Origin of the sequence: Paenibacillus cisolokensis (genome assembly GCF_050481165.1) — a bacterium.
Lineage (GTDB): Bacteria > Bacillota > Bacilli > Paenibacillales > Paenibacillaceae > Paenibacillus_AH > Paenibacillus_AH cisolokensis.
In genome coordinates this window covers 32197-45496 of record NZ_JBCNFP010000045.1, presented here as the reverse complement: position 1 = coordinate 45496, position 13300 = coordinate 32197, and the positions used below count along the sequence as shown (strand labels likewise).

The following is a 13300-nucleotide window of genomic DNA, read 5'->3' as shown; positions in this document are numbered from 1 at the left end:
TCCTTTATTCGCGCCGTTCCGGATCGGCTGCCATCCGGCGCTGGGCGGCACGGCGCTTGTATTCGGTCGGGGTCATCCCGAATTTTTTGCGAAAGACGTAATACAAATAATTTCCGTTCTGGAAACCGTGCTCCGCCGCAATCTGTTCGATCGGCCCTCTTCCTTCTTCCAGAGCGGCGCATACTTGCGACAGGCGGTAGTTTTCCAGATAAGAACGAAACGAGCCGGAGCCGTAATCGCGGAAGACGCGCTGCAGCTGCCGTCCGCTGATATGCAGCCGGTCGGCGACGTCCTGCAGCGTCATCGGACTCGCGTAATTGTCGCGGATGTAACGCGAGGCCAGCCGAAAACGGTAAGCCGTCATGTCGCGGGTCGGCAGCTCGACTTCTTCCGCACGTTCCTGGCCGCCGCCGCGGGCCGATCGAAGCAAGATTTGAATGATCGCATGCTTGATCGAGGTCAAATAACCCGGCTGATTGTCCTGCCAGGCCCGATACGCCGTCAGAAACCATGCCATCGCATTGCCGGTGTCGGACAGCGGGCGAAGCGGCAGGCGATCCAAAGCCCGCATGCAGGCTTCGGCCTCCTGGCGCTCCCAGCTTTCCACCCCGGCAAGCATCGACTCGTCGAGCGGAGACACCTCGATATGCAGACACAATTCGTCCATCGGCTCGAACGGATCGGCCTCCTGCTGGTGCAGGACGCCGGGACCGGTCAGATAGAACAGCCCTTCCTGGAGCGCATAGGCTTCCTTGCCGAGAATGACGGTTCCTTTTCCTCTCGGAATAAAGTGAAACTCGTATTCCGAATGCTTGTGAAACCGGATCGTCTTGCCCGGCGGGAACGTCGTCAGGTGGCAGCGCAGCACATGAAAGGCGTAGCCGCCCCAACGGAAACGAAGATTGAGCAAATCGAGCGCATCCGGTTTTTCGGCCATCGGGCTGTAGGGAAACGGCTTCAGCTGTCGCTTGGCGGCGATGTTCCGGGAATCGTGTTCGTTCATCGTCGCGCTGCATCTCCTTTCACGCATGCGGCCCGGCTTGAGGCGATAGGCGGTTACCGGCCCGTCATCATAGCTTCAATTACGATTACGGCTGAAGTTCGTCGAGCCGTACGCTGCGGCCGCTGGCGGCCGACTTGTTGGACGCTTCCATCAGCTTCGTCAAATCGACCGCAAGCCGGAGGTTCGTTTCGGCCACGGTGTCTTCCTTGATGTGGCGAACCCACTGCTCGAAAGCCGACGGGGCGCTTACGGGCAATTCGACGGTTTCCCACGCTTCCTTGTTCGCTTTGTTGCTGCGAACGACGATGCGCGGCTCCGGCATTCCGTACAGCAGCGTGCCCTCCGTACCGTGCACCTCCACGCTGAACGGCGAGTGGCTGTTGACGAAACCGGCTTCGACGACGCCGATGGCGCCGCTTGCATATCGAAGCACCGCTACCGCATTGTCCTCGACTTCCTTGCCGGTGACGTAGCCGTACGTGGCGCTAACGCTTTCAGGCAGGCCGAGGAACAGGCGGGTCAAATACATCGGATGGCAGCCGAGGTCGATCAGCGCGCCGCCGCCGCACTGCTCCGCATTGAAGAAGTGGGGAGGAAGCCAGCCGGCCGTGGCGCCGTTATGGGACAGGCGGACGCGCACGAGCGTCAGTTCGCCGAGCACTCCCCGGTTCAGCACCTCTTGCACCGCAAGCGTATAATTGTCGTTCAGGCGCGGCAGGGAGACGGTCATCTTGACGCCGGACTCGCGTACGGCTGCCATAATTTCATTCACTTCCCGCAGCGTCGGGGCGATTACTTTCTCCGTAAAAATATGTTTTCCCGCACGGGCGGCCTTGACCATGACGTCCCGGTGCATATTCGTCGGCGTGTCAACGATGACGGCATCGATGTCGGAGCGGGAAAGCAGCTCGTCGAGATTTTCGAAGAACGGCACCTCCAGTTTGCTTGCCGTTTCCGCCCCCCGGTCCGGAAGCTCGTCCCATACGGCGACGATTTGCGTTTCAGGATGCTGCTGAGCCTGTCTCGTATAATCCCAGGCATGTACGTGCCAATAGCTGAGCATGGCGACTCGGATCATGGAATCTCTCCTCTTTCCAATAATGTGTTTACTTCAAAAATGCGACACATCGTTAAATTACCATCGTATACACTCTATTTGAATCGAATTATATGACAACTGGACTATAAAATCACGACAAACTTTGACCGCATTGACGCGCGGGCGATTTTCGGGCATTATGAATTTAAGAATAAACAGGGTTCGGAGGTCGCAGCGTTGCAAAATACGGAGGACATCATTTCGCGCTTGTCGGCCCAAGGGTTGCGCATTACGGACCAGCGCAAGACGCTGGCCAGACTGTTTGCGGAATCTCCGGGATATTTGTCGCCGAAAGATGTATACGACTATATGGGAAAATATTACTCCGGCCTCAGCTTCGATACCGTTTACCGCAATTTGCGGGTGATGGAGGAGCTGGGCGTGCTGGAGCAGGTCATGTTCGAGGAAGGCGTCAAGTTCAAGCTGCATTGCCGGGAGCATGACCATCACCATCATCTGATCTGCCTCAATTGCGGCAAAACGTATCCGATCACGTATTGTCCGATGGAGCAGACCGCTGTGCCGGACCGGTTTCGCGTCGTGAGGCACAAGTTTGAAGTGTTCGGATATTGCGAGGATTGCAGCGAGGGGGACAATTAGGGAGGCGGGAAGACGCGATGCCGACGATACGCAGGGCGTTGCAGGCGCCGATTCGCGTTTACCGGAAATATATATCGCCGCTCAAGCCGCCGACATGCCGCTTCTATCCGACCTGCTCGGCCTACGCGCTGGAGGCGCTGGAAACACATGGCGCGCTTAAAGGCTCCTGGCTCGCGGCGAAGCGCATTGCCCGATGCCATCCGTTTCATCCCGGAGGCGTCGATCCGGTCCCGCCGGCGAAGCCTTCCCGGGCAAGACGCCGCGGCACTTGACATTAGCGTCCGAAATTGGTTATATTTTGGATATATTTTGTACAACCGAATGATCACTCCGATGAACGGATAAGTACGGGAATGCTCCCATCGCAGAGAGCCGGAACTGGTGCGAGCCGGTATGGCGGTATCCCGGAAGATGGTCCTGGAGGAGCCGTTTTCGAGCTTGTGCGCTTTGTACGCGGACGGCGAGGGAACGGCGCGGCTGCCGGCGTTAACGGCGTTGCCGTCCGCTCTTTGCGGCCGGCGGAACGAAGCTTTCGCGGCGGTTGTCCGTTAGCGGAAGGAATTTGGGTGGTACCACGTGAGCGCGCTCTCGTCCCATGGCGGACGGGAGTTTTTTGCGTTTGGGAGGCATTTTCCGGAACTGTCGGGGTATATGACACTTGGGAGGTTGCGAAGAACGATGAACGAACAGAAAAAAAGCTTCTATATTACGTCGCCGATCTATTATCCGAGCGACAAGCTGCATATCGGCCATGCGTATACAACCGTCGCCGGCGACGCGATGGCCCGCTACAAGCGTCTGCGCGGCTACGAGGTCCGCTATTTGACCGGCACCGACGAGCACGGCCAGAAGATCGAACGGAAGGCGAAAGAAGCGGGGAAGACGCCGCAGCAATTCGTGGACGACATCGTCGTCGGCATTCAGGATTTGTGGAAGAAACTGGAGATCACCCACGACGATTTCATCCGGACGACCGAAGAGCGGCACAAGCGCGTCGTCGAGCGCATTTTCGACCGGCTGCTGAAGCAGGGAGACATCTATAAAGGAACGTACGAAGGCTGGTACTGTACGCCGTGCGAGTCGTTCTTCCTCGAACGGCAGCTTGTGGACGGCAACTGTCCGGATTGCGGCCGTCCGGTCGAGCTGGTAAAGGAAGAAAGCTACTTTTTCCGCATGAGTAAGTACGTCGACCGGCTGCTGCAGTATTACGAAGAAAATCCGTCCTTCATTCAGCCGGAATCGCGCAAGAATGAGATGATCAACAACTTCATCAAGCCGGGACTGGAGGATCTGGCCGTCTCCCGCACGACGTTCGATTGGGGGATCAAGGTGCCCGGCGATCCGAAGCATGTCATCTACGTCTGGATCGACGCGCTGACCAACTATATTACCGCGCTCGGCTACGATACCGAGGACGACGAGCTGTTCCGGAAGTTTTGGCCGGCCGATGTTCATCTGGTCGGAAAGGAGATTGTGCGGTTCCATACGATCTATTGGCCGATCATGCTGATGGCGCTCGATCTCCCGCTGCCGAAGCGGGTATTCGGGCATGGCTGGTGGCTGGCCAAGGAAGGGAAGATGTCGAAGTCGAAAGGCAACGTCGTCGACCCCGTCAAGCTGATCGACCGGTACGGCCTCGATGCGCTGCGCTACTTCCTGCTGCGGGAAGTGCCGTTCGGCTCGGACGGCACGTTCACGCCCGAAGGCTTCATCGAGCGGATCAACTTCGATCTGGCTAACGATCTCGGCAATTTGCTGAACCGGACCGTCGCCATGATCGACAAATATTTCGACGGAGCCGTTCCGGAATATGCCGGAGCCGTTACCGAATTCGACGCGCCGCTTGCCGGGCTTGCATCCGAAACGGTTGCGCAGGTCGAAGCGGCGATGGAGAACATGGAGTTTTCGGTGGCGCTTGCCGCGATCTGGCAGTTGATCAGCCGAACGAACAAATATATCGACGAAACCCAGCCGTGGGTGCTGGCCAAGGACGAGAACAACCGGCAGCAGCTCGCCTCGGTCATGGTCCATCTGGCCGAATCGCTGCGGATCGTATCGATTCTGCTGCAGCCGTTCCTGACCCATACGCCGCGCGCCATATGGCGGCAGCTCGGCATTGCCGAGGGCGAGCTGACGGCGTGGGATTCGACCAAGACGTTCGGCCGCATTCCGGGCGGCACGCGCGTCGTCAAGGGCGAGCCGCTTTTCCCGCGCCTCGATGCGGTCGAAGAGATCCCCTATATCTTGTCGACGATGTCGGGAGGCGCGACCGCATCCGCTTCGGCGGCGACAGCGGGGGATGGCGCCGGCGCGTCCGGCACAGCGGCCGGCCCGGCCTCGGCCGGCACGCCCGAGCAGCCGGATACGGACGAAATCGGCATTGACGATTTTGCCAAGGTGGAGCTTCGGGTGGCCCAGGTGCTTGCCGCCGAGCCGGTGAAGAAAGCCGACAAGCTGCTCAAGCTTCAGCTCGATCTCGGCTACGAGCAGCGGCAGGTTGTCTCCGGCATCGCGCAATATTACAAGCCGGAGGAACTCGTCGGCCGCAAAGTAATCTGCGTGACGAACCTGAAGCCGGTGAAGCTGCGGGGCGAAATGTCGCAGGGGATGATACTGGCCGCCTCGCACGGCGATCAATTGACGCTGGCGACGGTGCCGGACGATATGCCAAACGGCGCCAAAGTGAAATAGGACGGCGCGTCTGTCCGGCGCTTGCCCGGCGGGCGGCGCCTGGCCGCGCGAAACGACGCCCCGCGGGTCGGAAGACTCGCGGGAGTCCTTGTTTTGCGCACACGACTCCCGTCGCTTAAGGCGGCCCGGCCGTCGACCGTTCCCCTTTTCGGTTCCACGCTGCTTTCGCTCCAACCGGTTTTCATGCATGAGGGGTAGCCGCAGCGATTTTTTCATTTGATCCTTTCCATTTTCCTATCATCCTTTCAGACCGTACCCGATCCGCGTCTCCTTCAGGAACGAACCGTTTCATTCCCTTTCCGCCGCCTTTATCCATTTATATTGGCGACAGCGCGCAGCTATCGCCGGAATTCAGCAGCTTCGCCCGTTATTCTCCATAAACAGCCCGGCCGGTAACGGACACGGCAAATTGGTGGTTGACAGGAAGCTGTCATAACCCTATAATTCTGAACGTAATAGTAACGATTACGAAAAAGAAAAAGAGGTAGACAAAATGACGAATCGGAAAGATTGGAAGCTGAAGCCGGCGGGCAAAGGAACGGACGGAAGAAGGCGGATAAAAGGCAGCCTCGTTGCGCTGGCGCTGCTCGTCGTCTCGACGGTTGCCGCGGCATGCGGAGGGAATGGAAGCAAGCTGGTGGAAGGGAAGATGAATGTGGTGACGTCTTTCTATCCGCTGTATTATATGGCGCAAACGATCGGAGGCGAGCACGCCCATGTCGTGAACCTGATTCCGGCCGGGGTGGAGCCGCATGACTGGAGCCCGAAAAGCCGCGATCTCGAGACGGTATCGAAAGCGCAGCTGTTTCTTTATCACGGTGCGGGATTCGAAGGCTGGGTCGACAACTTTTTGAAAGGCGTGTCCAAGGACAGCGGGCTGATTGCGCGCGAGATGAGCGCCGGTATCGAACTGATCGACGTCGGGGACGGTGACAATGGCGCCGCCGATCATGATCACGAGCATGAAGGCGAGGCTGCGTCCGGCTCGGAGCATGATCACGAGCATGAGGGCGAGGCTGCGTCCGGTTCGGAGCATGATCACGAGCATGAGGGCGAGGCTGCGTCCGGTTCGGAGCATGATCACGGGCATGAAGCCGGAGATGGCCACAATCATTCGTTAGACGTCGATCCGCATACGTGGTCGAGTCCGAAGACGGCGCTGCTGCTGGCCGAGAACGTGAAAAACGCGATGGTCGAGGCCGATGCCGCCAATGCCGAAGCCTACGAGGCCAATTATGCGAAGCTGAAAGAAAAACTGGAGGCATTGGACGCGAAATATACGGCGGAGCTGTCCAAGACGACGCGCAAGGATATCGTCGTATCGCACCAATCGTTCGGTTATCTCGCCCGCGATTACGGGCTGAACCAAATCGCCATCATGGGGCTGTCGCCCGACGCAGAGCCGCGGGCCCAGGATCTTGTCAAAATCGCCAACTTTGTCAAGGAAAACGGTGTGACGCATATCTTTTTCGAAGAGCTCGTATCCGATCAGCTGGCCCGTACGCTGGCGAACGAAGCCGGCGTCGAGACGCTCGTGCTGAACCCGCTGGAAGGATTGACGCCGGAGCAGGAGCGTAATGGCGACGATTATGTGACAATCATGGAAAGAAATTTGCAAAATCTGCTTAAGGCATTACAATAAAGGAATGAAGATGAGGTGAGGACGATGACGGATGCCGCCAACCTGCCTGCAGGAGCGCTTGACTGCCACCGCGACATCATTACGCTGGAGAACGTCTCGTTCTCCTACCGGGAGCAGAAGGTGATCCGCGGGCTTGATTTTGCGGTCAAGGAACGGGATTTTGTCGGTCTGATCGGATCGAACGGCGCCGGCAAAACGACGCTGCTGCGCATGATCGTCGGCTTGCTCAAGCCGGAGGAAGGGACGATCCGGCTGTTCGGCGAGCCGGTCCGGAAGTTCAAAGGCTGGCACCGCATCGGCTATGTTCCGCAGAAAAATGCGTTTAACCCGCTCTTTCCCGCCACGGTGCGGGAAGTGGTCATGTCCGGGCTATTCGGCAGAAGGAAGCTGTTCCGCAGACTGAGCAAGGACGATTACCAAAAATGCGAGGATGCGCTGCTGGCGCTCGGCATCGAGAATTTGGCGGACAAGCGGATCGGCCAGCTCTCGGGCGGTCAGCAGCAGCGCGCTTTTCTGGCGCGGGCGCTGATCAACAATCCGGATTTGCTCATACTGGACGAGCCTACCGTCGGGATTGACGCCGAGACGCAGGAAGGCTTTTTTCATATGATCAAGCATATGCATGAGCATCATAACATTACCTTTCTGATGGTGTCGCACGATATGGACATGATCCGCTCCTTCCTCGGACTGAAGCTGGCGCAGGAAAGCGGGAGGCTCAAATTTTACGTCCGCCACTCGCATGATTTGACAGATTGTGTGGAGAACGATTTGGCACATACGTTGAAAGATTTGCGGCGCAATTTGGAGAGCGGGAAAGAAGGCGTTTAGTATTGTGGGATGTCATTAGCACCGAATTTTTTCAGAAAGCGCTGATCGGCGGAGCGCTGATCGGTTTGTCCGCGCCGCTGATGGGGCTGTTTCTCGTGCTCCGCAGACTGGCCATGATCGGGGACTCGCTCGCCCATGTGTCGATCGCCGGCGTTGCGCTCGGCTTCCTTATCGGCGTCTACCCGCTCGGCGTCGGCTTGCTGTTCGCGCTGGCGGCGACGTTCGCGATCGAAAAGCTGCGCAAGGCGTACAAAACCTATGCCGAGCTGTCGATCGCGATTATTATGTCCGGAGGCGTCGCGCTGGCGTCCTTGCTGTTTACGCTCGACAAGGGCTTTAACGTCAACGTGACCGGATACCTGTTCGGCAGCATCTATACGCTGGATTACGCCGACTTGATCGTCATTGCCGCGGTGACGGCAGTCGTGCTGGCGTTCATCCGGCTGCAGGTGAAGGAGCTGTTTCTGCTGACGTTCGACGAGGATGCGGCGGCAGTGAGCGGGCTGCCGGTGCCGCTTTACAATATGCTCATCAGCGTCATGACGGCGCTTGTCATCGGCGTTTCGATCAAAATCGTCGGCGGCCTGCTAATCTCGGCCTTGCTCGTCATACCGGCCGCCTGCAGTCTGGCCGTTGCGCGCAGCTTCCGTCAGTCGGTCGTCATGGTCGTCGTGGTCGCGGAATGCGCGGTCATCGGCGGCCTGCTCGTCGCAGGCTACTGGAATCTCGCGCCGGGCGCGACGATCGTGCTGCTGCTGATCGCGGCGCTGATCGTCCTGCTCGGCGTCCGCAAAGGATTCAAAATCTAACTCGTTAGGAGGGTCAGCCATGTCGGGCGTCAATGTATGGCTTGCGTTCGGCGCCGGCTTCGCGTCGTTTATTTCGCCGTGCTGTCTGCCGCTTTACCCGTCGTTCTTATCCTATATTACCGGCATTTCGGTTGCCGATTTGAAAGAACGCGGTGGCCGGCGCGACGTCAGGATGCGGACGATGTCCCATACGCTGTTCTTCGTTTTGGGCTTCTCCGTCGTGTACTACACGCTCGGCTACGGGACGAACGCGTTCGCGGAAGCGTTCAGCCAATATCAGGATCTGATTCGCCAGCTCTCGGCCATCCTCATTTTGCTGATGGGGCTGTTTCTGGTCGGCCTCTTTCAGCCGCGTGTGCTGATGCGGGATTTCAAGCTGCCGGTGAAAGGGAAGAAATCCGGCTTTCTCGGCTCTTTTATTTTCGGGATCGGCTTCTCCGCCGGATGGTCGCCGTGCGTCGGTCCGATTCTTGCCGCGATTCTGGCGCTGGCCGCTTCGTCGCCCGGCACCTGGTTTCAGCTGACGACGGCGTACGCGCTCGGCTTCGCGATCCCGTTCTTCGTGCTTGCGTTCTTCCTCGGCTCGACGCGCTGGATATTGAAATATTCGAATGCGATGATGAAAGTCGGCGGGGCCGTCATGATTCTGATGGCCGTTCTGCTGTTTACGGACCAGATGACGCGAATTACGGTCTGGCTGAACGCCATTACGCCGGATTGGCTGAAGTTCTAGGCGGAATATTATGAACGGCCGCACCAGGGGCAAGCGGCCGAACTTGCGCTCCGCATCGAAAGATGTGCGGGGCGCATTCGCATGCTTATCGAAAGAAGGGACGCAGCAACAAACCGCGAAGCCGCGGGAACAGTTGCGGCCTTGTCCACTACAGTGTATGATACTAAGAGTAATGACGTGGTAACAAGACGAAGAAGCTAGGTGAGGGGGTTCTTCAATGCCGACACCGAGCATGGAAGACTATTTGGAACGAATTTACAAGCTAATCGATGAGAAAGGATACGCCCGCGTTTCGGATATTGCGGAAGGGCTGGAAGTGCACCCCTCATCCGTTACGAAGATGATACAGAAGTTGGACAAAGACAACTATCTCATCTACGAAAAGTATCGCGGTCTCGTCCTGACGAACAAAGGGAAGAAAGTCGGGAAACGGCTCGTCGACCGCCATCATTTGCTGGAAACCTTTTTATCCATAATCGGGGTTCAGGAGGAGAACATATACAAGGATGTGGAAGGAATCGAGCACCATCTGAGCTGGGATTCCATCACATGCATCGAGACGCTGGTCGAATATTTCAACCGCGACAGCAGCCGGCTCGAAGAATTAAGACGCATTCGCTCCGAACTTGACAACGAAGAGTGACGGCCGTTGAAAAATTTCGCTCCGCAGCAGGCGGAGGACGGTACGAAAGCCGCCCGTAACGGGCGGCTTTATGTTAGAAGCGAAAATGGCGTATTTCGCCTCGATTGCCCGCATGCCGTATCCCCGCGTCAACGCGTGTTGCGCTCGAATGCGACGATCCAGTCGCCTTGCACGGCAGCGTATCCTTCGTCGCCCTCGGCAACGAGGCCGTACAGGTTGCGGACGTCCAGATATTCCCGCCGCTCGCCGTTGTCGAACTCCAGCGTGATGTAATAATCCGTCCGGGAAGAACGGATCGGATGCATTCCCTGTTGGTGATGATGGTGGTTCATATGAGAGCTGACATGCATGCGCTTCGCGACGATGCGTCCGTAGACCGTCTCGCAGGGAGCGGCCGCATTTTTCATATACCTGGTGCCGTTCAGCACGATCTTGCCGATTACGACGACGAAGGCGATCACGAGCATAACCGGTATGACGGCGGCCATGAAGCCCCCGATGCCGAAGCCCTGATCTCCGGGAAACACGACCATGAAACAACCTCCTTTGCTCGCAAGTTCGCTATTCTACGCTGTACGAGAATACATACGTCGATCGAAGGCTTTGGTTTCGCTTGTCCCGGATCGGCCTTGCCGCCGTGCCCGACGTTTGGATCATCCTATATGGCAGGGAGAAAGGCTGTAAAGCTTGTTTGCGGGCGGAGCCGGCGCTTATCGGGGGAGAATGGCCGTTCTACGGATTGACTTCCGAATGGATTAAGGTTCATAATAATTCGAACGATTCCGAACCGAAATGTCGGACGCGCGCCGGCAGGCATGCCGGAGCGGATGAGGGAGGTACGTAATATGAAGGCGTTGATCGCGATCGATTATACGGTTGATTTTATCGTCGGCAAGCTGCCGTGCGGGCAGCCCGGCATCGATATTGAAGAACGGATAACGGAGCTCTCGGACCGGTTTGTGAAAAACGGCGATTTCGTCGTGATGGCCGTCGATCTTCATGAAGAAGGGGACGCCTACCATCCGGAGACGAAGCTGTTCCCGCCGCACAATATCCGGGGCACCGAAGGCCGCCGTCTGTACGGCAAGCTGGGCGACTGGTACGAGCGGCATCGGGAGCGGGTTTACTGGATGGACAAGACGAGATACAGCGCGTTTTGCGGCACCGATCTCGAACAGCGGCTGCGGGCGAGGGGCATAACCGAGCTTCATCTGGCCGGAGTTTGCACCGACATTTGCGTTCTGCATACAGCCGTCGACGCTTACAACCGAGGATACGCCATCGTCGTTCATGAGGATGCCGTCGCAAGCTTCAATCCGCAAGGGCATGAATGGGCGCTTGGACATTTTCGAGGCGTTCTGGGGGCGGAAGTCGTCCGGCAAGCTTAAGGAGTGAACGGCATGGCATACGATAAGACATACGATAATTTGACGCTTCATACGGACAAATATCAAATCAATATGATGTACGCGCACTGGAAGCAAGGAACGATGAACGACAAGGCGGTATTCGAAATCTATTTCCGCAAGCTGCCGTTCGGCAACGGCTACGCGGTATTCGCCGGGCTCGAGCGCATCGTCCGCTATATTCAGGAGCTGCGCTTTGGCGATGAGATGATCGAATTTTTGCGAACCCAGGAGGAAGGGTACGAAGAAGGCTTTCTGGAGGCGCTTCGAGAGTTCCGGTTTACCGGCAACCTATGGTCGGTTCAGGAAGGAGATCTCGTCTTTCCGAACGAGCCGCTCGTGCGGGTGGAAGCCCGGATCTTCGAGGCGCAGCTGATCGAAACCGCCTTGCTCAACTTTATGAATTACCAGACGCTGATCGCGACGAAGGCGTCGCGAATCAAGCAGGTCGCGCCGGATGACGTGCTGCTCGAATTCGGAACGAGGCGGGCGCAGGAAGCGGATGCCGCGGTATGGGGGACAAGAGCCGCCTATCTGGCCGGCTTCCATGCGACTTCGAATGTGCGCGCCGGCATGATGTTCGGCATACCGGTCAAAGGTACGCATTCCCACTCGTGGATTCAGGGCCACGATTCGGAGGAGGAAGCTTTTCGCCAATATGCCGAGGCGCTGCCCGATCAGGTGACGCTGCTCGTCGATACGTACGATACGTTGAAAAGCGGGGTTCCGAACGCCATCCGGATTGCCAAGCTGCTCGAAAGCAAAGGCAAGCGGATGCAGGCGATCCGGCTGGACAGCGGCGATCTCGCATACCTGTCCAAGCGGGCCAGGGAAATGCTGGACGAGGCCGGCTTGTCTTACGTGAAGATCATCGCTTCGAACGATCTGGATGAAAACATTATTTTCAACCTGAAGGCGCAAGGGGCGAAAATCGACATCTGGGGTGTCGGCACCCAGCTCATTACGGCGAGCGACCAGCCGTCGCTTGGCGGCGTATATAAACTGGTGGCGCGCGAGAAGAACGGAACGTACTTGCCGGTCATCAAAATTTCGGGCAATCCGGAAAAAGTATCCAATCCCGGTGTGAAAGAGGTGTACCGGCTTATTAACCGGCGGACGCGCAAGGCGGAAGCGGATTACATCGCGCTTACGGGGGAAGAGGATATTCGAAAAGGCGAGCGCATCGAGCTGTTCGATCCGGTTCATCCTTATTTGCGGAAAACGGTCGAACATTACGAGGCGGTGCCGCTGTTGAAGTCCGTATTCCAAAATGGAGAGCTGGTCTATTCCATGCCGTCGCTTGACGAGATCCGCAGCTACCATGCGGAGCAGCTCAAACTGTTCTGGCCGGAATATTTGCGCAAGCTGAATCCGGAGAAGTACCGGGTCAATTTTAGCCGCGCGGCCTGGAATTTGAAGATGGAGCTGCTTCAGCAATATCAGCAATAGCCGTATGTACAGCGCAAAGCGCCTGTTTCCGCCGGAAACAGGCGCTTTGTTTGCGCTCGATCGCAGGTCAGTGGTATTTGGGCAGATCGTCGTCGTCTTTGCCGCCCTCGATCACTTTGAACGGTATCGGCTTGCGCTCGCGCGCCTTTGCCGGCCTGGCCGGGGGACGCGTCTTTCTCGCCGCCGCGGCGTATTTGCGGTGATCCCGCTTTCGGAACCCGGAAGGCGGAAATTTGTACAGCAGAAAAATAGCGCCGAGCACCACAACGGGTATCAGCATCCGTCCCGGGTTTAAGACCAGCATATAGCCTAGGCCAAGCGCAATGAGCACAAGCAGCACGACAAACCACGGTTCCATTCTTCGGCGCATTCTCTCATTCCACCCTTTCGTCCG

The 13300-nt window shown here is 57.6% G+C and carries 15 protein-coding genes; 11 read left to right on the top strand and 4 right to left on the bottom strand.

Annotated elements, in window-relative coordinates; translation table 11 throughout:
- Nucleotides 1–4 precede the first annotated feature (4 nt).
- Both ABEV74_RS08325 and ABEV74_RS08320 read right to left on the bottom strand, forming a co-directional pair.
- Nucleotides 5–1003 (bottom strand): AraC family transcriptional regulator, encoded by a 999-nt coding sequence (locus ABEV74_RS08325; protein WP_430145055.1) that lies wholly within the window; start codon nt 1001–1003, stop codon nt 5–7.
- Nucleotides 1004–1088: 85 nt separating this feature from the next.
- On the bottom strand, nt 1089–2081 hold the full coding sequence (locus ABEV74_RS08320) for a Gfo/Idh/MocA family protein (RefSeq protein ID WP_213527179.1): 993 nt from the start codon (nt 2079–2081) through the stop codon (nt 1089–1091).
- A gap of 198 nt (nt 2082–2279) precedes the next feature.
- On the opposite strand from ABEV74_RS08320, the gene ABEV74_RS08315 reads away from it, so the two are divergent.
- From ABEV74_RS08315 to mntR, 9 genes are all read left to right on the top strand, one after another.
- Nucleotides 2280–2702 (top strand): Fur family transcriptional regulator, encoded by a 423-nt coding sequence (locus tag ABEV74_RS08315; RefSeq protein ID WP_062493339.1) that lies wholly within the window; start codon nt 2280–2282, stop codon nt 2700–2702.
- Nucleotides 2703–2719: 17 nt separating this feature from the next.
- Entirely contained in the window at nt 2720–2974 is a 255-nt protein-coding gene (gene yidD, locus ABEV74_RS08310) for a membrane protein insertion efficiency factor YidD (RefSeq protein WP_062493338.1), read from the top strand.
- Between the two features lie 121 nt (nt 2975–3095).
- Complete coding sequence (locus ABEV74_RS08305) at nt 3096–3254, top strand: hypothetical protein (RefSeq protein ID WP_430145052.1); 159 nt, start codon at nt 3096–3098, stop codon at nt 3252–3254.
- A 126-nt stretch (nt 3255–3380) separates the two neighbouring features.
- Nucleotides 3381–5393, top strand: a complete 2013-nt coding sequence (gene metG, locus ABEV74_RS08300) for a methionine--tRNA ligase (RefSeq protein WP_430145049.1) — start codon at nt 3381–3383, stop codon at nt 5391–5393.
- A gap of 493 nt (nt 5394–5886) precedes the next feature.
- Nucleotides 5887–7035, top strand: coding sequence for a metal ABC transporter solute-binding protein, Zn/Mn family (locus ABEV74_RS08295; protein WP_430145046.1), 1149 nt, complete (start codon nt 5887–5889; stop codon nt 7033–7035).
- 24 nt (nt 7036–7059) lie between these two features.
- A complete protein-coding gene (locus ABEV74_RS08290; RefSeq protein ID WP_062493336.1) occupies nt 7060–7866 on the top strand; it encodes a metal ABC transporter ATP-binding protein in 807 nt (268 codons plus the stop codon).
- A gap of 2 nt (nt 7867–7868) precedes the next feature.
- Nucleotides 7869–8675 (top strand): metal ABC transporter permease, encoded by an 807-nt coding sequence (locus ABEV74_RS08285; protein ID WP_430145043.1) that lies wholly within the window; start codon nt 7869–7871, stop codon nt 8673–8675.
- 19 nt (nt 8676–8694) lie between these two features.
- Nucleotides 8695–9408 carry a cytochrome c biogenesis CcdA family protein gene (locus ABEV74_RS08280; protein WP_430145040.1) on the top strand — a complete coding sequence of 238 codons (714 nt, stop codon included), beginning with the start codon at nt 8695–8697 and terminating at the stop codon, nt 9406–9408.
- A gap of 217 nt (nt 9409–9625) precedes the next feature.
- Nucleotides 9626–10051, top strand: a complete 426-nt coding sequence (gene mntR / locus ABEV74_RS08275; protein ID WP_062493333.1) for a transcriptional regulator MntR — start codon at nt 9626–9628, stop codon at nt 10049–10051.
- 128 nt (nt 10052–10179) lie between these two features.
- Here mntR and ABEV74_RS08270 read toward each other — a convergent pair whose 3' ends face one another.
- Complete coding sequence (locus ABEV74_RS08270; RefSeq protein WP_430145136.1) at nt 10180–10578, bottom strand: DUF2500 domain-containing protein; 399 nt, start codon at nt 10576–10578, stop codon at nt 10180–10182.
- Between the two features lie 318 nt (nt 10579–10896).
- On the opposite strand from ABEV74_RS08270, the gene ABEV74_RS08265 reads away from it, so the two are divergent.
- Together ABEV74_RS08265 and ABEV74_RS08260 are read left to right on the top strand one after the other, a co-directional pair.
- Nucleotides 10897–11439 carry a cysteine hydrolase family protein gene (locus tag ABEV74_RS08265; RefSeq protein WP_062493331.1) on the top strand — a complete coding sequence of 181 codons (543 nt, stop codon included), beginning with the start codon at nt 10897–10899 and terminating at the stop codon, nt 11437–11439.
- 12 nt (nt 11440–11451) lie between these two features.
- Nucleotides 11452–12906, top strand: coding sequence for a nicotinate phosphoribosyltransferase (locus ABEV74_RS08260; RefSeq protein WP_213527168.1), 1455 nt, complete (start codon nt 11452–11454; stop codon nt 12904–12906).
- Between the two features lie 67 nt (nt 12907–12973).
- Here the strand turns inward: ABEV74_RS08260 and ABEV74_RS08255 are convergent, their stop codons facing one another.
- On the bottom strand, nt 12974–13276 hold the full coding sequence (locus ABEV74_RS08255) for a hypothetical protein (RefSeq protein WP_430145037.1): 303 nt from the start codon (nt 13274–13276) through the stop codon (nt 12974–12976).
- Nucleotides 13277–13300 lie beyond the last annotated feature (24 nt).

Coding starts and splice junctions, on each gene's coding strand:
- ABEV74_RS08280 (WP_430145040.1), top strand. CDS start 8,695: ATGTCGGGCGTCAATGTATGGCTTGCGTTCGGCGCCGGCTTCGCGTCG.
- ABEV74_RS08305 (WP_430145052.1), top strand. CDS start 3,096: ATGGCGGTATCCCGGAAGATGGTCCTGGAGGAGCCGTTTTCGAGCTTG.
- ABEV74_RS08260 (WP_213527168.1), top strand. CDS start 11,452: ATGGCATACGATAAGACATACGATAATTTGACGCTTCATACGGACAAA.
- ABEV74_RS08255 (WP_430145037.1), bottom strand. CDS start 13,276: ATGCGCCGAAGAATGGAACCGTGGTTTGTCGTGCTGCTTGTGCTCATT.
- ABEV74_RS08295 (WP_430145046.1), top strand. CDS start 5,887: ATGACGAATCGGAAAGATTGGAAGCTGAAGCCGGCGGGCAAAGGAACG.
- ABEV74_RS08320 (WP_213527179.1), bottom strand. CDS start 2,081: ATGATCCGAGTCGCCATGCTCAGCTATTGGCACGTACATGCCTGGGAT.
- yidD (WP_062493338.1), top strand. CDS start 2,720: ATGCCGACGATACGCAGGGCGTTGCAGGCGCCGATTCGCGTTTACCGG.
- metG (WP_430145049.1), top strand. CDS start 3,381: ATGAACGAACAGAAAAAAAGCTTCTATATTACGTCGCCGATCTATTAT.
- mntR (WP_062493333.1), top strand. CDS start 9,626: ATGCCGACACCGAGCATGGAAGACTATTTGGAACGAATTTACAAGCTA.
- ABEV74_RS08325 (WP_430145055.1), bottom strand. CDS start 1,003: ATGAACGAACACGATTCCCGGAACATCGCCGCCAAGCGACAGCTGAAG.
- ABEV74_RS08265 (WP_062493331.1), top strand. CDS start 10,897: ATGAAGGCGTTGATCGCGATCGATTATACGGTTGATTTTATCGTCGGC.
- ABEV74_RS08290 (WP_062493336.1), top strand. CDS start 7,060: ATGACGGATGCCGCCAACCTGCCTGCAGGAGCGCTTGACTGCCACCGC.